The sequence below is a fragment of the Nostoc sp. genome (assembly GCF_036917575.1).
Lineage (GTDB): Bacteria > Cyanobacteriota > Cyanobacteriia > Cyanobacteriales > Nostocaceae > Nostoc.
Genome location: NZ_JBALDC010000085.1, coordinates 1 through 22578, shown reverse-complemented (window position 1 = coordinate 22578; position 22578 = coordinate 1). Strand labels below are relative to the sequence as shown.

Sequence of the window (22578 nt, the reverse complement as noted above, 5' to 3'; positions counted from 1 at the left end):
CTTTAAAAAATCTTTTTTAACAAATTTTCCACTCCTGACCAAATAGAAGATGTCCTCTTGTAACTCACATCACCTGCACTCAAATCTAATAAAGTGGGAAATGATGCAGACTTAGCATAAGGCCCATTTCGCAAAACTTTAGCAAGGGTATTGTTATTCTCGCGCAAACCTTCGTAAAAAAAGAATACCTCTCCTTGAATACCAAGTTGACGATTGTATTCAATTGCTTGCACCAGATATTCTGGACTAATACAGTAAGAGCCAAGCTTCATCAAGATTCCGGGTGCTAATTTGGGCAATGTCGCATCTGTGAACTGCTGGTTTACCAGTTTATCAGCGATCGCAGCATAACTCCGAAAGTCACGGCGATAAATCTGCGGCTGAATCATATCGACTATTCCCCGCTTCAGCCATCTGGGTGAGTCTTGCAGATATTCCTGGAATGCCCAATCATAAATATTAGGTGCGATCGCTACTAATAAATTAGGATTCACCGCTTTCACCTCCTGGTAAAGACGCGCCAAAAACTCAGTGAGAATATCTGCACGCCATTGTAACCATTGCCTATCCTTGTGGTTCTGTGGTGGATTGCGATCAAATTCCTGACGATAGCGGCTGATAGTTCCTTGATCGTAGCCACCTTCAGAGGGTAATGCTGGCAAGCGATCGTCACCTTGGACACCATCAACATCGTAATTCTTCGCAACTTCTAGCACCAAGTTCAACAAGAATTCTTGCACTTGTGAGTCAAGGGTATTTAACCACTCGAAGCCGTTTTTCTTTAATAAGTTGCCGTTGCGATCGCGCGCAGCCCATTCCGGTTTTTTCTGTAAAAGTATACCACCATTTAAATTGTAGGAACTGGCAAAACCGTATTCAAACCAAGGAATAACTTTCAACCCAACTCGCCGCGCTTCTATCACCACTTCTTCTAAAGGGTCGCGGCCTACAGACATAGGGTCAATTTCAATTCCAAAAGTCTGCTGCATTATTTGGCTAGGATATAAAGTTACTGCTTTATTCCAAACAACTGGAAACACCACATTAAATCCCGTCTCGGCTAGGAAATTCATCGCCTCGGCAATGCGTTCCTTCGTTCTGAGAACTTTACTATCAGTAGTGGTCAGCCAGATACCACGGGTTTCAATTATTGCCATTTCTATAAAATTGAAATTCTTGGCACTGCACATCTAAACATTGACTAGCTGACGATACCACGTCTGTATTTATTATTGTGTAAATCTTATAGACAATCAAACCTAGTGTCACAACGCCTAAAAGCTATCCTCGTCCCAATCATAGCATTGGGTTTTATTTACCGAAGTAAAATTAGTGGAGTGTTGTGACTTAAGAGTTCATTCTTTAGATAGTCGTAAGTCAGTAGTAGAACTTGTTTAAATTAAGAAATATTCAAAATAGCCAACAGTTAGTAAATATAGTTAATGACTGTAATCAAGTTTCAAAATTTACCGAATGCACAGCAGTGTCAAAAAACTGTAATACCCAACTTAGGGCTAGTTTGCATTACCTCTGATAAACAAGTACGCTTTCGGACAATCACACGCACACGATATTTAAAACTGGACTTAAGTGAACGTGAAAGCGTTCTGAGTGAACTGTATCAACATAACTTACAACGCTTGCATGACGCCCTCTCATTTTGTCAGCAAAATAAAATTCAACTATATCGGATGTCTTCTGCTTTATTTCCCCTAAGCGATTTAGAAGACGAAATCGGCGCAAATATATTAAAGACAATGAGCGCTGATTTAGCAACAATCGGTGAACAAGCAAATGCATTGAGTATAAGGATGGTGTTGCATCCAGATCAATTTGTAGTGCTGAGTTCTGATTCTCCCTCAATAGTACAAGCAAGTATCAACAACTTAGCAGGACATTCCCGTACACTTGATTTACTTGGCTTACCGCGATCGCCTTGGTCATTGATGAATATTCATGGTGGCAAATCTCAACGTCCTGAACAACTAATAAAAGTAATTTCCGAACTACCAGAAAATATCAAAAGCCGCTTAACTTTTGAAAATGATGAATACGCCTATAGTGCTAATGAAATTTTAGCAGTATGTCAGCAAACTGGCGTGCCAATGGTATTTGATGCTCATCACCATATTTGCCACGAAAATTTAGATAGCTACGATCATCCGAGTGTAGCATCCATGTTTTATGCAGCGCGAGAAACTTGGACAAATCCAGATTGGCAATTAGTCCATATTTCCAATGGTGAGCAAGCTTTCAATGACAGAAAACACAGTGAATTGATTACCGATATGCCCAACGTCTACCACCAAGCACCGTGGATCGAAGTTGAAGCCAAACAAAAAGAAAAAGCGATCGCATATTTGCGCTCTTGCTGGCTGATGAAAACATAATGTTGATATTTGATTAAATATGTCTTTAATAGAAAGTTCTTGGAAGCACGATTATATAATTACTAATGGGGTGAAACTACACTATGTAACCCAAGGTGAAGGCCCTTTAATGTTGATGTTACATGGGTTTCCTGAATTTTGGTATTCTTGGCGGCATCAAATACCAGAATTTGCCCAAAATTTTAAAGTAGTTGCCATTGACTTGCGTGGTTACAACGATAGTGATAAACCACAAAAACAATCAGCTTATGTCATGGATGAGTTTATCAAAGATGTTGAAGGAGTTATAAAGGGATTAGGATATCAACAGTGTGTATTAGTTGGACATGATTGGGGTGGTGCGATCGCTTGGGCTTTTGCTTATGCTTTTCCGGAAATGGTAGAGCAATTAATTATCCTTAATATGCCTCATCCTGCCAAATTTGCCCAAGGCTTACGCACTCCCCAACAGTTGCAGCGAAGTTACTATGTTTTCCTCTTTCAATTACCTTGGATGCCGGAATTATTCTTACAATCTTCAGACTACCAAGCAATTGAAACAATTTTTAAAGGTACAGCAGTTAACAAGAGTGCCTTCACTAAAGCAGATATTGACGCGTATAAAGATGCTGCTGCAAAACGCGGTGCGCTCACAGCAATGTTGAACTATTACCGCAATGTTTTTCAGCAGAGAATGCTAAATCCAAATAGGGGCGTTCTGGAAGTGCCAACACTGATGATATGGGGAGAAAACGACACTGCACTTGGTAAGGAATTAACCTACGATACCGCAGCTTATGTCAGGGATTTTCAAATCAAATACATTCCTAATTGTGGACATTGGGTGCAGCAAGAACAGCCGGAATTGGTTAATCAGTATATGCGAGAATTTCTTAGGACTTAAATTAAACCATCAATTGCTCGATAAAGTATAAATACTTATTAAATTACCTATAACAAGTAGCGCTAGATTTTACTTTTAAAAAGATTTAATAGTGATTTAATACTGGGCATTTATTGAGGATTTATTGGCTAAAAATAGTCAATAAATCGGAATTAATGGCATTTTTGAGATAATTTTTATCTGTGTTTTAAATCGCAATCAATTTGTCAGAAGATAGATTGTCACAAGATAGATTGACCTCACGAAGTTTAATGAGATAATGGATATGTGAGGGACAGAACGGACGCAAACTTGATTATTAAGGGGGAAATTATGAAACTCCAGCTATTAGCGGCCATGGCCTTAGCAACACCCCTATTTTTTGCTAGCTCGGTTAGAGCCGAGAATCCACAAGATTTACAAAAGCTGCTTTCAACTGGGGAATGTGTTAAGTGCGAACTATCAGGAGCTAACCTCAGTGGCGCTCATTTAATTGGTGCTGACTTAAGAGGCTCGAAGCTCCAAGGAGCTAACCTTGTAGGAGCTAACCTCGAAGGTGCTGACTTAACAGGTGCAAACTTGGCAGGTGCTAACTTAACATCTGCTTATGTAACCAATGTGAATTTGAAGCAAGTCAATCTCAACGGAGTAAACTTTACTCGTGCTACGATTCACGATTCTAATGTGTATCAAGCATCAATGAACAATCTAAATCTTACTGATGCGGAAATATTTAACACTGGAATCGGGATTGGTGGAGAAGACGCTGAAATTCCCGACTGGAAATAGTCCAACTGAGTACACAGCTTAAAATCAATACAACATAGGTTTTGGCGGGTTTTAAATTAAATAAACTAGTTTTTTGCCAGAATTATCCTTAAAACCTGCCTCTACAAAAATATTAAGAAAAATGAAACCCCTCTGCGTTGTAATCACTTTACTATGGCAAAAGCAGAGGGGGTTTCTTTTTGCGATCGCGCTGATATTACTTGTGTAAGTTGTATATAACACAAAGAGGGTTTTTTCGCTAGATGTAGCCGGACGCCATTGATTTGGCACGATTTTTGCATAAGAGTATTGTGACCTCTCCATAGCTCACAAAATATCACTAAAGACTTATGCAACAACAGCGAAGACCGAGTAAGAAGAGTTTGCGATCGCTTGATTACTTGAATGTGTTTCTCGCAGATGTGCGCGATGGTGTTGGGCCATATTTGAGTATTTACCTGAAAGCATCAGCAAATTGGAACCCTGCTCAGATTGGCATGGCGATGTCAGCTTCGGCAATTGCCACAGTTATTGCTCAAACACCAGCTGGTGCATTGGTTGACAGGCTACGTCAAAAACGGATGTTGATTGTCCTGGCGGCTGTGTTTGTTTCTATCGGCTGTATCGCTATGGGCTTATTCCCCAATTTGCCTGTCGTCATCGGGTCTCAGATTATGATTGGGATTGCTGCTGCAATTTTCCCACCTGCGATTACTGCTATTACTCTGGGACTCGTAGGACATGAGAAATTAGATAGGCGAGTAGGTCGTAATGAAACATTTAACCATACAGGAAATCTGCTAGCTGCTACTCTCGCTGGTTTAGTAGGTTACTTTATTGCACGCAAGGCAATATTTTTCCTGGTTGCAGCTATGGCTGTGGGCAGTATTATTTCGGTGAGGATGATTCGTGAAAGAGAGATTGACCACGAATTAGCGCGTGGAGATGGTGGAGATGGTGAAGAGGGCGAAGAAGGCCAAGAGGAGGATAATGAAAAACATCAGCAGCCATCTGAAGGCATATTGCAATTATTGAGCGATCGCAAAATCTTATTTTTTACTATTGCAGTCGTTCTGTTTCACTTTGCCAATGCTGCTATGTTACCGCTAGTCGGTCAAGAATTGGCGGAGGGGAAAGGGACAAGTGACACAGTTTATATGTCTGCTTGTATTATTGTGGCTCAGTTAGTCATGATTCCAGTGTCTAACTTGGCTGGGCGTTTCGCACATACAGCTAGAAAACCCATATTTCTGCTTGGCTTTGCCGTCTTACCAATTCGAGGAGTGCTGTATACGTTTTCGGACAATCCCTATTTTCTCGTTTCTGTGCAAATTCTGGATGGTATTGCAGGCGGAATTTTTGGTGTGCTTTCCGTATTGATGGTAGCTGATTTTACTAAAGGCACTGGACGCTTTAATCTTACCCAAGGGATGCTCAACACTGCTATTGGTGTCGGTGCGGGTTTGAGCAACCTGTTGGCTGGGTTTGTGGTTAAAAGTGCTGGTTACAATGTTGGTTTTTTGATTTTAGCAGCGATCGCAGTTGTGGCTTTAGCAGTTTTTTGGTTCTGTGTACCTGAAACAAAAACAGGAGTTAATAGAAAAGCATCACATCAAACCGCTTCGGGGAGTCATTAATCATTAGTCATTAGTTATTAGTCATTAGTCGAATAGAAACCACGTCCACTCTTTAACATGGCTTGAATTAGCCCCATGAAAGACAAAGTTTTTCCACCCACAAGGGGCGAGGTATGCACTAAAATCCAATGACCAATGACTAATGACTACTTAATCAAAAGTATCTAGCAAAATCATGATTGTTTTCAGATATATCATCATTGGGCTGACTTATATCGGTTTGGGTTTAGGATATCTCCCTGGTTTGCGGATGAACCGAGCCAGTATTGCTTTAGTTGGTGCATCTTTGCTAATGGCATTTGGGGTATTAGACCTCAAAGAAGCATGGCAAGCGATAGACTATAAAACGCTGATTTTCCTGTTTGGCATGATGGTAATCAGCACAAACTTAGCTTACGCTGGTTTTTTTCAATTAACCCTTGATACAGTTACACACTTCACCCGCAGCCCTCTAGGTTTGCTAATTGTTTTAACTTTCGGTAGTGGAATTCTCTCCGCTTTTTTTCTGAATGATACCATCGCTCTAATTTTGACTCCTTTGGTTCTCGGTTTAACCCAAACTTTGAACCTCAATCCGATTCCTTACTTACTTGCCTTGGCGGGAGCAACTAATCTGGGTTCAGTAGCTACCTTAAGTGGTAATCCACAAAATATTCTGATTGGTTCCTTCTCTGGTATCAGCTATCTCGATTTTGCGAAAGCATTGACCCCCATCGCATTAGTAAGTTTGTTAATCCAAATTGGGTTATTGTGGTGGCTTTATCCTGATGTTCGTTCTACTAAGTCTTGTCCGAGTGTAACCCCCGTACGTTACCGCATATTTAAACCGTTGCTTACTAAAAGCCTACTGATAACAGGAGGACTATTAATTGCATTTTTAATTGGGATACCTCCAGCCCAAGCAACACTTGTAGCTGCTGGTTTACTCTTCATTACTAGACGAGTTAAACCGCAACGAGTTTTAAATAAAGTAGATTGGGATTTACTGGTGATGTTTTCTGGACTGTTTGTTGTGACTGCGGGAGTAGAAAAATTAGGAATATTGAATTTATTTAGCGGTTTAGTTTATAATCCTCTGAACATATTAGGAATTACTGCTCTGCTTTCAAATTTAGTTTCTAATGTTCCAGCAGTATTATTACTACAACATTTAATTCCGCATCCAGACACAAAAACCTGGTTATTATTAGCCGCAGGATCTACCTTAGCAGGTAATCTAACTTTGTTAGGTTCAGTTGCTAATTTAATTGTTGCTGAGGCTGTCGCAAAACTTGGTTATCAATTGTCATTCTGGGAACATCTACGTTTTGGTCTGCCGCTAACTGTGCTGACTCTTATCCTGGCTTATTTTTGGATTTAGTCATTTGTCATTTGTCAACAATCAAACTTAAAATTTCAGGCTCAAAGGCTCAACTTTGATATTTCAAGAGACTTCCTTACTTCCTGCTCTTGCTTCCCATCTTTTTATCAGTCAACTTGCGCTGATGTGATGACTTTATCCCAGCAATTTTACGGTATTTTGTAACTGTTCTGCGAGTGATTGGCAGACAAAATCGGATTTTCAAAAGCTGGGCTAATTGCTCATCAGTATAAGGATTGACGGGTGATTCTTCTGCAATTAACTGTAGTAGCATCTGTTGGATTTGTTGAGGAGTACGTCCGCCTACTCCTATAGGAACACATAGTGAATGCAACGGAATTATCCGACTGTTTTGGTTACAAACTAATATATACCGTCCCCGCACAATCCGACTGACTGTAGAGTTACTAAGTCCTACCGATTGAGCTACTAATTGCTGAGGGGTAGATACTAAGTCTAATTTATCCCGACTCTGCAAAAAAGCTTGCTGGCGCTCAACTAAAAATTTCCCAACTTTGAGCAGATTTTCCTGCCATTGTTGCAAAGCTGTGAGTAAATTCCTAGCTTTTTGTAATAATGCTTCTAGCTGTTGGGTATCTCGCCTTGCTTTTGGTGATTCCTGCAAAAGCTTAATGGCTTCAGAATTTAGACAAAAACGTTGTTTGACTTCATAGGCTAAAGAAATTTGCCAACTTCCAGCTATTAGCTCAATTTTTAAATCAGGGGTGACGATGGGAGCATCACTACCACCAAAGTTTCTGGCAGGACGGGGTTCTAATTCTTGAATTTCATGAATAGCATTCGTGATTTTATCAATTTCAACATCAATATTTTGGTGATTATGGTGCAGCTTTTGTAATAGTATTTGACAATTTTGCTTTGAATCGGAAGAATTACCAATACAATTTGCTATCTCTTCTAAATAATTTTTAATTAGTAAAAAAGCTAAACTTTCAGGCTGGTCTTTGAGTTGTACTAATAGACATTCTTGTAGGGTTCGCGTACCAATTCCAGGTGGATCTAAACTTTGGAGAATAGGTACAACAGCTTCTAATTCTTTTGCACTCCAGATACTACCATCTGCCCAAACTTCTGGAGTTTCTTCTAAGTAACCTGAGTTTGATAACCACTGAGTTAGATAGGTTAAGGCTTCACGTTGTTTGTATGGTATTGACAAAGCTGATATTTGTCCAAGAAGATGCTCGCTCAAACTTAATTCCTGGGCGATGGGACTATACCAATTAGGTAGAATATCATCTAAAAGTGCTTCACTGTTCTGGAAATCAGAATTTTCTACTATAAATGGATTGTGTTTAGATTCTTCTCGAAGATAGTCGAATACTCGCTTACCATCCCACGGCAAGAAGCGAACTAAATACTGTAGAGTTGGGTAAATAACAGTTTGAGTTTCTAGGTGTGTTTCTAGTGTAGATGCTGAGTTTAAGGAATTCATGAGACGAACCGCAGAGGCGCAGAGAACACAGAGAGTTGGGAAAATGCTGAAGCTAAGAGGATGTCTGAGAAGTATCAAATATTGGTTGATCCCCCCTAACCCCCCTTAAAAAGGGGGGAAATAAGAGTCTTAAAGTCCCCCTTTTTAAGGGGGATTTAGGGGGATATCCAAGGGTTAGGTGTATACAAAAAACTTTTCAGACATCCTCTAAGGTAGAATGTTATAAATTCCATTGTTTCTTTTTTTGCTCAAAGCTTTCGACAGAAATTCCTAATGCTTTGTGGGGTTCTTGGGGATAAAGTGCTAAAGCATGGCGGATAAAGTTTATTTCTAACTGAGCGATCGCTTGTTCTAAATTTAAATTCATCTGATATTCTTGATTAAAAATGAGATGCTCTGAAAGAATCGTTCTTCCTCCAGAAAAAACTGCTGCTCTCTCTAAAGTATTTTGTAGTTCTCGCACATTTCCTGGCCATGCGTAACCTCTCAATTTTTCTAGGGCGGTTGAGGTAATTGCTAAATTTTTAATTCCATTTCTGAGAGCAATAGAACTTAAAAAATGTTGGGTAAGTTGTTCTAAATCTTCGGGGCGATCGCGCAAAGGTGGCAGTTCAATTCGTACTACGTTAAAGCGATAGTAAAGGTCTTTTCGAAACTGATTGAGGCGTACCAATTGTTCTAAATTCCGATTGGTGGCAGCTAAAATGCGGACATCTACAGTTTTGGTTTGGTTACTACCCAAGCGCTCGAAGGATTTATCTTGTAATACTCGCAACAATTTGCCTTGAATTATCTGGCTCAATTCTCCAACTTCATCCAGAAAAATTGTACCGCCATTGGCTTGTTCAAAGCGACCAATTCGCAAGTGATTCGCTCCAGTAAAGGCTCCTTTTTCGTGACCAAATAATTCTGCTTCTAACAAGTGTTCTGGGAGGGCTGCACAGTTAACTTTTACCAAAGGGCCGCGACTGCGAGGGCTAGCATTATGCAGTGTGGAAGCGACCAACTCTTTGCCAGTACCTGATTCCCCGACAATCAAAACTGTGGTGTTTCCTTGGGCAAGTCTACCAATGAGTTTAAAAACTTCTGCCATTTTAGGCGATCGCCCCAACAGTTCTTCTGGTTGTCCGAGATTTTGAATATTTGCTTCACCAATTTGCTCGGCGGATGCTTGGGAATGAGCTAAAGCTTTTTGCGCCAAGTTGACTAAATCTTCTAAATCGAAGGGTTTAGTTAAATAATCATAAGCTCCCAATTGCATGGCTTCAATGGCTGTACGACTTGTCCCATAAGCTGTCATCACAATTACTGGCAGTTCAAACAGAGTCTTACTACCTAAAGCTTTTAGAACAGCATTACCCTGAGTTTTGGGCATTTTCAAATCTAGAAATACCAAGTTAGGACGAGATATGGTATCTTGTTGAATTATCTTCAATCCCTGCTCTCCGTCTCCCGCCTCCACCACAGTGTGGCCTTCATCTTTTAAAATCTGCGCCATCGCTTGACGCAAGGCTTTTTCATCATCAATAATCAAAATTTTAGCCATCGTTGTGATTCTTCGGTAAGTAAACGCTAAAAACGGTGCAACCTGGTTGAGATTTCAAATCAATATGCCCTCCGTGTCGGGTGACAATCTCGTGGCTAATCGCTAAACCTAAACCTGTTCCTTGGGGTTTTGTGGAATAAAAAGGATCGAAAATGCGATCGCGTTCTTCTGGTGCTAAACCTGCGCCAGTGTCTTTTACCCAAGTCACTAAGTAGTCTTGCTCTTGGCTTACACCAACCTCAACTTCGCTTTCTAGTGGACTTGCTTGGATGGCATTTAAGATTAAGTTAACCATCACCTGTCCTAACTCCCGACGGCGTAGTGGTACTTGGGGCAAGGGTTCAGCAGCAGAACGATAAAAAAGTGTTACTCCTTGTTCTTCGGCTTTGAGACGCAACAGAGAAACTGATTCAAAAGCGATCGCTTCTAGGGAAATAGTTACCATTTCTTCTTGCTGATTTTGGTCAAAATACAATAGCCGTCGCACCAGCATTTCTAAACGGTCTACTTGTTCTAGTAAACTAGCGATCGGTAAAGTCGTAATTCCCTGCTTTTTTAATTGCCGTTCTGTATATTGCAAATTGAGGCGCATACTAGCTAAGGGATTGCGGACTTCATGAGCTACCCCCGCTACCAATTGTCCTAGAGAAACCAAGCGCTCAACACGGTGCAAGCGTTGCTCTAACTCTTGACGGTGGTATTGCATACTATTAATTGCAGTTCCCAACAGTCCCATTTCTGCGGGGAGGGGAGGAATTAGGGAAGCTTTATCCTCTTCCATTGCTTTAATACTTTGCTGGAGTCGCTGCACTCCCCACTGTAGTTGTAAGGCAATATAAAAAGTCCAAACTCCTACAACTAAAATTCCTAAAACTACGAAAACACTTAAAACGTTTTGATTGCTATCTTCTAGATGAGGCATACGTTTCATCGTCCACACTGCACCCCACAGAGGTAGAGGGTCAGCACGCAGTACCAAGAGATCAAGACCGGGGTGCAATACTAATTCCTGGGGTAAACCTTGGCTTGTGGCTCTCCGAGTCAATTGCAAAATTGTGTCTCGTTCAGCAGGAGGAATATCTTTTTTGGGGACAGGGCCCCCGTGGGTAGGATAGGCATAGCCTAAAAGCTGGTCTTGTTGAAGCAGATAAAATCCCCCTTCTACCCTTGGAAAAGTAGTTAGGGCATCGTTTGAAAGTTCCGCCAACAGTTTGCTTGACTGCTCACTTGGCTTTGGTGCTTGTCCAAGATTTGATTCCCAAAACAGCTTAATTAGTCTGGTGTTGGCAAAAGCTAATTCTCTCTGATTTCTGGCAACAACAGCACCTTCCAGACTTTCAAATAGTTGTACCACTAACCACAAAGCAGCTCCACTTAAACCTAAAAAAAGGATGCTGAGGATTGTTAGCTGTCCCCGGAGTGTCCAACGTTGAGGTAACACAATAGGTTGCATGGAATAAGGGTTAGAACTTCTAGAAGTGCAAAAACTATGCCAAATTCCAGTTGCTCATTTTTCATCCTGCCTTACTAACTAACGAGTGTCTTGTATCTATGGCACGAGTTTTGCACTATTAGAGTTCTAGTTAGCAATTAAATTTTAAAGCAGATGAATAACTCTAAAGTTCGCATTCCGAAAGAAATTGCTCCTGATGTTTTCGCTCTAGCGGCTCAGTTGTATGCCCAAGAAAATCAGGATTATTCTTTAGAAGAAATTATGCAAGCTGGGGCAGAAGTACAAATTCCTCCAGAGGTGATTCAACAAGCTCTACAGCAGATTCAAGCCAAGCAAATCCGAGATCGCGATCGCCAACGCAAGTTAAAGTTAATTTTAACTAGTGGCGGCATTGGAGCAGCGATCGCACTTTTCGGTTTTTGGACATACAATACTTTTGCTAGTAATCCTACACCAAGTGGGCGATCGCTAGAAGCTAATCTCCCAAGTGCCAATTTAGCCAATCTTAATCCTCTAGATATTCCCCCACCACCCCCACCAGAATTACCCCCCACAGCCGGAACCACTTTCACTGGAGAGGTGAAACAGTATCTTCTCAACCCTGAAGGTAAGGTGGATGGGCTATTACTCAATAACGGGCTACAGGTGAAATTTCCTCCCCAGATGGCGGACAGTTTAGTGCGGATAATTACCCCAAACACGAAAGTGAGCATTTTTGGCAATCCTGGCTTTTCTACTCGCTTTGGACAGGAAGTGAGAGCCAAAAGCATCACCAATTCTCAAACTGGACAGACTTTAGTCGAACAACCTCCCACAACCGCCCCCCAACCACCCAGCTTGAGCAACTACAGTACCTTATCTGCGGAGGGAACTGCTCAGAATTGGTTGGTGGGACATCGAGGAGAAATTAATGGAGTCATTATCTCTAATGGCACTATTGTCAAGTTCCCGCCCCATGTAGGTGAACAGCTAACCAGTATGGGGAACATGGGAAACACAATTCAAGCCAAAGGATTCGGCACTCGCAATCGTTACGGCCAGATTTTAGAAGCTACAGCATTGTCAGTTAATGGGCAATCTGTATCTTTGCAACCAAAAGCTATCACCGAACCGTAATACCATTGACAAAAATCTTTGCAACAGATGAATCTGCTGTCGGGGCGTTTAGCTTGACAAAGTATAGCAGGAGGCAGGAGGTAAAACTATTGCTAACTCTCTTCTTTCACCCCATCCTTATGTCCTAACCTATGTGACTACGGCTGTAGTAGTTTTACTTGTGGATATTCAGGTGGCTAGTAAAAAATGAGGGTATTGCTAACTTGTTAAGTTGCCAATACCCTCACGTAGATAAACTAAGTTTTTGTAGTAGCCTATAAGTCTAAGTCAGTGCCTGAGCAACTGCTGTCGAAAGTGACTCTTTTGCTGCTTGCTTCAACAATTCGGCTTTATCGGTCTGTTCCCAAGGCAAGTCTAAATCAGCCCGCCCAAAATGACCGTAAGCCGCGACGTCCTGATAAAAACGTCCGCCTCGTTCACTTGGTAAGTTACGTAAGTTGAAGGTATGGATAATCCCTGCTGGACGGAGTTCAAAGTGTTGGTTGATTAATTCCAGTAAGGTTTCTTCATCCACTTTGCCAGTGCCAAAGGTATCTACTAGGATACTTGTTGGTCGCGCTACACCAATCGCATAAGATAGCTGGATTTCAACTTTTTCTGCCAACCCAGCTGCGACAATATTTTTTGCGACATAACGAGCCGCATAAGCAGCAGAACGGTCTACCTTCGTGGGGTCTTTGCCAGAAAAAGCGCCGCCACCATGTCGTGAGTAACCACCGTAGGTATCAACGATTATTTTCCGTCCTGTCAGACCAGAGTCTCCTTGAGGGCCACCAACGACAAATTTGCCAGTGGGGTTGACTAAAAAACGTGTTTCCTGATTCGGCTTAACGTCAATGTCGCCAAAAACAGGTTCGACTACTGCTGACCAGAGGTCTTGTTTAATTTTGGCTTGTACCGCCGCCTCATCCGTAATTTCCCCAATAGTGGCTGTATGCTGGGTGGAAATTAGAATCGTATCAATACCTACTGGGCGTCCATCTTCGTAGACCACAGTTACTTGGGTTTTACCGTCAGGACGCAGGTATGACAATTCACCTGTTTTACGAACTGCTGCCAATCGGCGAGCAATCCGGTGGGCGAGACTGATGGGTAAAGGCATCAGTTCTGGTGTTTCGTTGCTGGCAAAACCAAACATTATACCTTGATCGCCCGCGCCAATTTTGTCGAATTGTTCATCGCTATCTTGTTCGCGGGTTTCTTGGGCGGTGTTAACGCCTTGGGCGATATCGGGTGATTGTTCGTCTAAAGCTAGCAGAACGCTGGTACTGTTAGCAGAAAAGCCATTGTCGGCATTGGTATAACCAATTTCGGCAATTTTTTTCCGAGCGAGATTGACGAAATTTACATTGGCTTTGGTGGTTATTTCACCAGTGATTAGCACCAAACCAGTATTAACTACGACTTCAGCGGCGACACGACTGCTAGGATCTTGTGTCAATAGGGCATCCAGAATAGTATCAGAAATCTGATCGCAGATTTTATCTGGATGACCTTCGGTAACTGACTCAGAGGTAAATAGATATCGACGAGACAAAGGAAATTCCTCCATCGAGAGTTTTTTCGTTGACTAAATGTAAGTATTTAGTTCAACTTCTAATTTATGAAATCATAACAATATTTATACTTCAGTCGTTAGTATCTTCTTGATATTGATAAAAACCAGTAATTATAAGGTAAATATCCGTAAGTAAGATAAATGTATGCCAATTATTTTTTATTTTAAATGTATTTAATAACACAAAAAAAGGAGCACCCGAAAGCGCTCCTCAAGCTTTGACACAAACACTGCTGATTTTAAACCTGAACCGCTAACTTTGCTTCCGTAGCTGTCAACCGCTCATAGGCAGCACGCATTTTCAAACCTGTCAGCACTTGGAAGAAACCAGTTCCATTATTGGAACCTGGATACTCACGGTGCTGGAGTAACAAATGAGTCAATTCACCCTGATATTTTGTGGATGTATTGCTGAGATGAGTTTCGATATAAATGACTTCTTCCAAGTTGTCAAATTGACCATCTACCTCTAGTACTGAGACATAGCGACCGTAGTAAACATCTGAACCGTAGTATAGTTGCATACCAGGATAAGAACAGGTCAGCTTGCGTCCACAGGGAGTCCAATTGATTGTTGACCCTTCATCAAATAGGTAAGTTGGATCGAAGCCTTGCTTACCTTCCCGCTGGAGCATACGTACCCGTAAGACTCTACGTTCAGTGTCGTTTTTGATTAAGTTTGTGGGCAATACCTGGAGAACCACATCAGCAAATTCTCTTTGCGGTTCGATAAATTTATCAAAGTCAGGTTTGCGGGAATTTATTTGCGCTAACACATCTTCGTAGCGATGACCGCGTTCAGCCATATCTCGCTGGATTTTCCAGGCAATTTTGACCTCATCACTAATGTCAAAATAAACACTGAAGTCGATTAGCGATCGCACCCGCTCATCATATAAAGGATGCAGCCCCTCAATAACTATAATGTGATTCGACTCGATTCGCTCTGGCGGATCGAGCAAGCCGGTTTCGTGGTTGTAAATCGGCTTATCAATCGCTTCACCACTTTTGAGCGCTTTAATTTGCTCATACATCAAATCAAAATTGTTTGCCCTGGGGTCTAGTGCCGTTATCCCGGTTTCTTTGCGCTGTTTGCGATCCAAGGAATGATAGTCATCCAAGCAGATAACTGTCATTAACTCTTCACCAAACAAATCGATCAAACGACGCAAAAACGTAGATTTACCGCATCCAGAGTCTCCGGCTACTCCAATCAGTACCACGCGTTCCGGCTTTCTTGTCATAAATCTCCTCTAAAATACTAAAGTTGTGTCAATAATTTTTCACACAGCAGATTTTCAAGCCAGGAGTTTACCCCTTTGGTTTATCCTGCGTTCTTGCTACCTAGCACATCTATAAGACACCAAGCGGGTAAACAACAAAGTAATCAGGAGCTAAGGATTCAGGAGTGAACCACGTTTAAAAGCGTGGGACTTAAGCTGTAAATGCCTTGAATCTTGCGGCACTTTTGCTCAATACAATTTTTATTTTTAAACTGGGCTTTTGACTCAGAAATAAAAAAAATTCATACTTCTTTTCTCCTGCCTTGTCTACGACACGCTGCGCGATCTGCCCTTTGCCTCCTGCTTTCTCTTTTAAGTTGCTACTCGTCGGACTAGCCTGAATGTTGGTGCCGGTAAGTATTTAATCCTAGTGATATCTTTGATTCTAACAGAAGGGGGTATCCTATACAAGATTGCTCTCAAGAAGAATTAACATGGTTCATCAATATATTTTTCTGTTAATTTAGTTGTTAATTTAAAAACGGGGATCAGCACCGCACATCAGCGTTGCACCCTTATCAGTCTGCTACTTGTGACTCTATCAAATCAAGACTATAAGGTATAATTTATTAATGCTGCAAATTTTCTAATGTTCCTTAATTGTAATTCCTACTCGACAATACTTAATTATTCAAAGCAAAAATCTATCCAACGAATGAGGAAACAACTTGCATTAGTCAAATTATTGGCTGTAAATTTATGGATATGCTCATATAGAAGCGTTGACGTTATGGCAAAGTACTGATAAAAGGTTGACCGATTTTTCGCGTCAAGTGAAACTAATTACAGTTGCTTAAATTACGATTCTCTATCTGGTTATGTTTGTAGCTGGAGTTGTCTTAGTTATGTAATTTTCCATAGACAGGCAATGAAGATAGCTAATAACATTTTCAAAGAGTAGTAGATTTAAAGAAGTAAAACCGATCTTGAAGAAAACCTTCCTCTGTTGGTATTCTCCGATTTAAACCCTTAGAGTAAGCAAGCATAAGAATAGATTTTGGAGGTAAACTGAGCGGCAGCTTACACCACTTAAAGCAGTGTTATGAGAATATCTGCTATGTGTGAGTAGCTGATTGCGTGCTAAGGTAAAAAGCTATCTCCCTGATGGGGGTGGTAGTTAACGAAAAAAAGATTAAATTGATTCATTATTAACATTCTCCACAAGACTTATCCTTTACCTTAGAAGGTGAACAGGTGTGTTTTTTGCTATGCCTGCATGTCTTTGGTGAGTGTACTTAGCAAGGCATTAATTTAATGATGCCGTTTTTCCTTCAAAGCCAGTTTTGTGAAACGAAAATCCGGTAAACTAAAGCTGGCAAGGTAGGGGAATAGTTTTTTTTTGAAAAACGGTTAAGTAAATTATCGGAGTGCTAGAACGAATGTACAATCAAGGTGCTGTTGAGGGTGCTGCCAACACAGAATTAGGTAGCCGCATTTTCCTTTATGAAGTGGTGGGTTTGCGTCAGAGTAAAGAAACCGATCAAACTAACTACCCAATTCGGAAAAGTGGCAGTGTGTTCATCAGAGTGCCTTACAACCGGATGAATCAAGAAATGCGACGTATCACTCGTCTAGGCGGCACAATTGTTAGCATCCAGTCTGTAACTGCTCTAGAGCCAGTTAATGATAAAGCTTCACTTGAGAATGCTACAAGCGAAGTCAGCGAGTTAGCTACAACTGAGGAAACTGCTAACAGTGAAGGGAATGGTAAAGCCACACCTGTAAATACTCATAGTGAAACCGAAGATTTCGCTAAACCACCAGCTGAAGAACAGCTTAAGAATAAAGACAAGAAAGGCAACACCATGACTCAAGCGAAAGCCAAAAAAGACCACGGTGACGTTCCTGTTAATACTTACCGTCCCAATGCTCCGTTTATTGGCAAGGTAATATCTAATGAACCGCTAGTTAAAGAAGGTGGTATTGGTATTGTTCAACACCTTAAATTTGACATCTCCGCTGGAGATTTGAAATATATAGAAGGTCAAAGTATTGGGATTATTCCACCAGGATTAGACAAAAACGGCAAGCCAGAAAAACTTAGACTCTATTCCATCGCCTCAACTCGTCATGGCGATAATGTGGATGATAAGACAATATCATTGTGCGTCCGCCAGCTGGAGTACAAGCACCCAGAAACTAACGAAACAGTCTACGGTGTTTGCTCCACACACCTGTGTTTCTTAGAACCAGGGGCAGATGTAAAAATTACAGGGCCTGTGGGTAAGGAAATGTTGTTACCCAATGACCCTGATGCTAATGTGATCATGATGGCAACCGGAACAGGTATTGCCCCGATGAGAGCTTATCTGTGGCGTCAGTTTAAAGACGCGGAAAAAGCAGCTAACTCAGAATACGAATTTAAAGGATTCTCTTGGCTAATATTTGGTGTGCCGACAACTCCAAACCTTTTATATAAGGAAGAACTGGAAGAAATTCAACAAAAATATCCTGAAAACTTCCGCCTCACTCCTGCCATCAGCCGGGAACAAAAAAATCCTCAAGGTGGTAGAATGTACATCCAAGACCGCGTAGCGGAACATGCTGATGAATTGTGGCAGTTGATTAAAAATGAAAAAACCCACACCTACATCTGCGGTTTGCGAGGTATGGAAGAAGGTATTGATGCAGCTTTAACAACTGCTGCTGCAAAAGAAGGTGTAACCTGGAGTGATTACCAGAAGCAACTCAAGAAAGCTCATCGCTGGCACGTAGAAACTTACTAAGTGCTAAGTACCGAGTGCTGAGTTCTGAGTTCTAAGTTATGAATGAGTAGGGTGGGCAGTGCCTACCCTACAATTGTTTTATATAGATGGCTGAGGAAAGAGTTCTCAGTTCTGGGAGGTAAAGTATTAAATACTTGTTACTACTCAGCACTCAGCACTCAGCACTCAGCACTTAAAAATGAATTGGGTGCAAAATGGGTGTGAAACTAGGAATACTGGGATTAGGCACCGTGGGAACGGGAACAGTGCAGTTGTTGCAAGATAGCGCTGGGCGTCACCCATTGTTGCAAGAGATAGAAATTTATCGGGTGGGAGTGCGATCGCTAGATAAACCACGTACGGTACAATTGTCTACGGAAGTCTTAACTACAGATTTAGAATCTATTGTCAACGATCCGGCAGTAGATATTGTGGTTGAGGTGATGGGTGGACTGGAGCCAGCGCGATCGCTAATTCTCAAAGCTTTAAGTAATGGCAAACACGTAGTCACAGCTAATAAAGCAGCAATTGCCCGCTTCGGAGCAGAAATTTTCACTACTGCTAATCAAGCTGGCGTATACGTAATGTTAGAAGCCGCTGTGGGTGGTGGTATTCCAGTAATTCAACCTTTAAAGCAATCTTTAAGTGTTAACCGAATTCACACTGTAACAGGTATCATTAACGGTACAACAAACTACATCCTGACACGGATGCAAACAGAAGGCAGCAACTTCAATGATGTTTTAGCTGATGCCCAACGTCTGGGTTATGCTGAAGCTGACCCCACAGCCGATGTAGATGGCTTAGACGCAGCTGATAAAATTGCCATCCTTGCATCATTAAGTTTCGGGGGACGCATCAATCTACAAGATGTTTATACTGAAGGGATTCGGCAAGTCAGCAAAACAGATATTGCTTATGCCAAAAAATTGGGATTTGTGATTAAATTGTTAGCGATCGCTAAACGTGATACTTCCTCATCCCCCCTCTCTGTTAGAGTTCATCCTACTTTAGTGCCTCAAGCCCACCCTTTGGCTAGCATCAACGGCGTTTACAATGCGATTCTTGTCGAAGGAGAACCTATCGGACAAGTAATGTTTTTTGGCCCAGGTGCTGGTGCTGGTGCAACCGCTAGTGCTGTCACCTCAGATATTTTGAATTTAGTTGCTGTCCTCAAAACTAATACAGCAGTTACAAATCCATTATTAGCTTGTGAGCATCAGGAATACTGCCAAATTGCACCGATGGCAGATTTGATAACTCGATTTTACGCCCGTTTCCTCACCAATGACCAACCTGGAGTTATCGGTAAATTGGGTACTTGCTTTGGCAATTATGGCGTTAGCTTAGAGTCAATTGTCCAAACAGGCTTTCAAGGGGAACTAGCAGAGATTGTGGTTGTTACCCATGATGTGCCAGAAGGCAACTTTCGGCAAGCTTTAACAGAAATTCGGAATTTATCTGCGATCGAAAGCATTCCCAGCTTACTGCGTGTACTTTGAGATTAATGTTTTAGTGATCGCTTAACTGCTCAATTGCGATTGCTCAGTGTTGAACCAGAGTTTTAAGTATTCGGTTTAAGGGTGCGATCGCTCTAATGTTACCGGAGGCGATCGCGTCAATTTTGGATTTGCCTGGGTAACGTAAACAAGTAATAGACTAGGTACGTAGAGGAGCAAATTTTGCGTCTCTATTATTTGGCAAGATAGTAGGATTGAAATACCCCAGTTAAAAAGCCCCATTTGCTGATGTAGTAACACCAAGCATCACTAATAACTGAGTGAACAAACAAGTGTTAATAAGCTGTTCCATATTTAACTTGCAATAACAGTGTTACCCTTGTTTTTAATTTTTCGCTGCCATTTAATAATTAATTCTTCTTGATTCAAGAGTCTGTCTAGCAAATTTCTCAGTTCCTCTACCGATTTAAATAATTTGTGAGCTATATATTTTTTAGCAGAATGCCAGACTAACTCTACTAAATTCATATCTGGGCTATAGGCTGGGAGAAAATAAAGTTGAATATTAGGTAATTCCTTTTCAATAGCCTCTACAATTCTTTTCTTCTTATGGTAGCTAGCATTATCTAGAATAATTAAAATTAATGGCCCATTATCCGAAAAAGTAGATTCTAGATTTCCTGCTAAAATCCATTCATTTTTCACAAATTTATTTAAGTTTTCTAGTTGCTCATAAAAACTTTCACCATTCCCTTTATCAATGAAATAACACATTCTTTTACGGTCATGAAATCTGACTCCTCCCATTACATTTACACGTCCACTACTGCGTTTTCCTGTTACTTTCTTGCTCGAACCTTTTTTACTCCAATTTTTACGTCTAATTACCCGAAGACTAAAACCACTCTCGTCCCAAAACCAGACTTGCAGTTTATCTGGGCAACGTTTTGAGGCTGATAAATAGCCTTGTAACTTTTCTTTAAATGCCTCCCTTTTTGTTGGGTCTTGTTTGTCCTCTAGACTGTATTTTGCCCAAAGGTAAACATACTTTTTTGTTTTAGTATCCTCCTAACTTGTTCACCACTTAACTTTATACCTGTTTTTTCTTCTAAATATACGTCTAATCTCGCTGTTGTCCAGCGTCCAAATTCATAATCTAATTCACTTGGTTCTTTTTCAAGAATTCCCATTAATAACTCAATATATTCATTGGTTGCCTTATGATAGTTTCCTTTGAGTAGCGCGATCGCCATGTGCGATCGCGAAGAAGAAGGGTAAAAATAGTTATTTTAAGTAGCAAACAAGTAGCAAAAATAGAAAAAATGCTTGAAAGTATTGATATTGCAGATATAAGCTAGACCTCCCAATAGTTGTTAGGGTACTGTTCGCCAATGCCAAAAGGCTTCCAACTCGCCCAGTGCTGGGGTGTCTAGTGCTTCTTGGGTTTAGGTAACATGATGCAATGTATGTAAGTAGCTGGATTCTTCAAGGCTAGCGTTTTAAGTAGCAGGCGGTTAAAAATTTAGACATAGAAGGTAAAAACTGAGAAGATTAACTTCTTGTGTCTTAACGACAACTTAAATGTTTATAAGCACAACTTCAGCCGTAGTAACAACAGTTTAAACGTTACTTACAGCATTTGGAACGTTATTACCCACAGCTCCCGGTTCGATAATAACAGCTTAATTTATAATAACAAAAACTTAAGCCTTACTTATCACACTGCGCTCATTGATAAGTAAGGCTTAATTTATAATAACAAAAACTTAAGCCTTACTTATCACATTAGGAACGTTATTAACTACAACTCCTTCTGTAGTTAATACAGAAGAAGTTGTAGTTACTACAGCTTGAATTTTTTAAGCTACAGCGTTTAGTATACTGATAACTAATGAACTGTCAATAGAAAAATTTTTCTAAATTTTTAAAGTAGTAGTTGAAATAAAAATCCCTGCCACAGACAGTTGACAGGGATAGCAGTTTTTAACTATAACTTATCTTCTAACTAACAAAATCTTTGTGAGCAGTGACAAGCATTTGAGCTTGCCTTAAAACGTTCCCGAATAAATAAAAAGGAATCTGCCAAGCTGCAACGGTAACTTCTTTGACTATATCCTGTACACTAATTGCAATTAATTCATGCTCTGGTGGCTCTCCCTCAATAGTACCAGACCAAGTAAAAGCTAATAAGAAATCATCGTCTCCAGGTAAAGATGCAATCAAACATTCTTCTGGTGTTGGTTCGCAGATAATTCCATAATCATTTGCAAGTTCTATTAATCTTTGAAAGTTGTTTTTATTTGTCATTTTTCTTTTGAGTGTAATTGAATCTCAGTTTTAGAAAAAATCATATTTTGAACTCCACAACTCAACTTAGTTACTTCATACTACTAATTACAAATTACGAATTATTAAGGAGTATCGGAGTCAGATCGGGCTTAAGTCCAAAATCTTACCGCGATCGCCTGGTTGTATCAGCAACAATTGTTACTGTTTTCAAAAAATCTAGACTACCTACTTTTTCAGTTTTCCCTAATTACAGATACCTCCCTGTGTAATCATTTCAATATTGATGCCCTAATTTTACCCAGGCTGAGGCAGTGGATTGAGAATTGCGTCAGTTTTTACGGTAACAGCTATAAACCGAAGCATAAAAAGATGCTCATCAACATGAGATTGCTTGATCGCTTTGGCATAAATATGTTCTTATTCTGTAGCCATTTCTGCTTAAATTAATAACTTGAGTTTAAAATTACGCAAACAAAAGTTATAAAGAATATGGCAATCGCAGCTATAGCTTTTTTTATGAAAGACTAATAAATTCCCTCAAAAATACTGTTAGTACTGCATATTTTTCCAACAAAATGGTATATTTTACAGGTACTTATTGATTGATAAGCTGCTACGCAGCTAAATTTAATAAACAGCATTACCTTTGTTTTTAATCTTACGCTCCCATTTAATAACAAGACCTCCTTCATTTAGCA

15 protein-coding genes and 1 pseudogene are annotated in these 22578 nt (G+C 40.6%); 8 read left to right on the top strand and 8 right to left on the bottom strand.

Going from position 1 to position 22578, the window contains the following annotated elements:
• Nucleotides 1–2 precede the first annotated feature (2 nt).
• Entirely contained in the window at nt 3–1157 is a 1155-nt protein-coding gene (locus tag V7K79_RS24955) for a glycoside hydrolase family 10 protein (protein ID WP_335051445.1), read from the bottom strand.
• A 285-nt stretch (nt 1158–1442) separates the two neighbouring features.
• On the opposite strand from V7K79_RS24955, the gene uvsE reads away from it, so the two are divergent.
• From uvsE to V7K79_RS24930, 5 genes are all read left to right on the top strand, one after another.
• Nucleotides 1443–2390, top strand: a complete 948-nt coding sequence (uvsE, locus tag V7K79_RS24950) for a UV DNA damage repair endonuclease UvsE (RefSeq protein WP_335051443.1) — start codon at nt 1443–1445, stop codon at nt 2388–2390.
• A 19-nt stretch (nt 2391–2409) separates the two neighbouring features.
• On the top strand, nt 2410–3273 hold the full coding sequence (locus V7K79_RS24945; protein ID WP_335051441.1) for an alpha/beta fold hydrolase: 864 nt from the start codon (nt 2410–2412) through the stop codon (nt 3271–3273).
• A 312-nt stretch (nt 3274–3585) separates the two neighbouring features.
• On the top strand, nt 3586–4041 hold the full coding sequence (locus V7K79_RS24940; protein ID WP_335051439.1) for a pentapeptide repeat-containing protein: 456 nt from the start codon (nt 3586–3588) through the stop codon (nt 4039–4041).
• A 329-nt stretch (nt 4042–4370) separates the two neighbouring features.
• Nucleotides 4371–5657, top strand: a complete 1287-nt coding sequence (locus tag V7K79_RS24935; RefSeq protein ID WP_335051437.1) for an MFS transporter — start codon at nt 4371–4373, stop codon at nt 5655–5657.
• 175 nt (nt 5658–5832) lie between these two features.
• Nucleotides 5833–7017, top strand: a complete 1185-nt coding sequence (locus V7K79_RS24930; protein ID WP_335051435.1) for an anion transporter — start codon at nt 5833–5835, stop codon at nt 7015–7017.
• A 76-nt stretch (nt 7018–7093) separates the two neighbouring features.
• Here V7K79_RS24930 and V7K79_RS24925 read toward each other — a convergent pair whose 3' ends face one another.
• The 3 genes from V7K79_RS24925 to V7K79_RS24915 form a co-directional block, all read right to left on the bottom strand.
• Nucleotides 7094–8470, bottom strand: a complete 1377-nt coding sequence (locus tag V7K79_RS24925) for an RNA polymerase factor sigma-54 (protein WP_335051433.1) — start codon at nt 8468–8470, stop codon at nt 7094–7096.
• A gap of 220 nt (nt 8471–8690) precedes the next feature.
• Nucleotides 8691–10016 (bottom strand): sigma-54-dependent transcriptional regulator, encoded by a 1326-nt coding sequence (locus tag V7K79_RS24920; protein WP_335051431.1) that lies wholly within the window; start codon nt 10014–10016, stop codon nt 8691–8693.
• Nucleotides 10009–11469, bottom strand: coding sequence for a sensor histidine kinase (locus V7K79_RS24915; protein ID WP_335051429.1), 1461 nt, complete (start codon nt 11467–11469; stop codon nt 10009–10011). Before V7K79_RS24915 ends, V7K79_RS24920 begins: the two co-directional genes overlap by 8 nt.
• A 153-nt stretch (nt 11470–11622) precedes the next feature.
• Here V7K79_RS24915 and V7K79_RS24910 point away from each other — a divergent pair, with 153 nt between their 5' ends.
• The gene (locus V7K79_RS24910; protein ID WP_335051427.1) at nt 11623–12585 is read left to right on the top strand and encodes a hypothetical protein; all 963 of its coding nucleotides are present in this window, start codon (nt 11623–11625) and stop codon (nt 12583–12585) included.
• 262 nt (nt 12586–12847) lie between these two features.
• Here V7K79_RS24910 and metK read toward each other — a convergent pair whose 3' ends face one another.
• Both metK and V7K79_RS24900 read right to left on the bottom strand, forming a co-directional pair.
• Nucleotides 12848–14122: a methionine adenosyltransferase gene (gene metK / locus V7K79_RS24905; RefSeq protein WP_335051425.1), complete on the bottom strand. Its 1275-nt coding sequence runs from the start codon at nt 14120–14122 to the stop codon at nt 12848–12850.
• Between the two features lie 260 nt (nt 14123–14382).
• On the bottom strand, nt 14383–15387 hold the full coding sequence (locus V7K79_RS24900) for a phosphoribulokinase (RefSeq protein WP_335051423.1): 1005 nt from the start codon (nt 15385–15387) through the stop codon (nt 14383–14385).
• Nucleotides 15388–16805: 1418 nt separating this feature from the next.
• Here V7K79_RS24900 and petH point away from each other — a divergent pair.
• Together petH and V7K79_RS24890 are read left to right on the top strand one after the other, a co-directional pair.
• On the top strand, nt 16806–18152 hold the full coding sequence (gene petH, locus V7K79_RS24895; protein ID WP_335051422.1) for a ferredoxin--NADP reductase: 1347 nt from the start codon (nt 16806–16808) through the stop codon (nt 18150–18152).
• Nucleotides 18153–18346: 194 nt separating this feature from the next.
• Entirely contained in the window at nt 18347–19633 is a 1287-nt protein-coding gene (locus V7K79_RS24890) for a homoserine dehydrogenase (RefSeq protein ID WP_335051420.1), read from the top strand.
• 312 nt (nt 19634–19945) lie between these two features.
• On the opposite strand, the pseudogene V7K79_RS24885 reads toward V7K79_RS24890, so the two are convergent.
• Nucleotides 19946–20823, bottom strand: a pseudogene (locus tag V7K79_RS24885) (IS630 family transposase); the annotation flags it as partial.
• Between the two features lie 769 nt (nt 20824–21592).
• Nucleotides 21593–21898, bottom strand: a complete 306-nt coding sequence (locus V7K79_RS24880) for a hypothetical protein (protein WP_335051418.1) — start codon at nt 21896–21898, stop codon at nt 21593–21595.
• Nucleotides 21899–22578 lie beyond the last annotated feature (680 nt).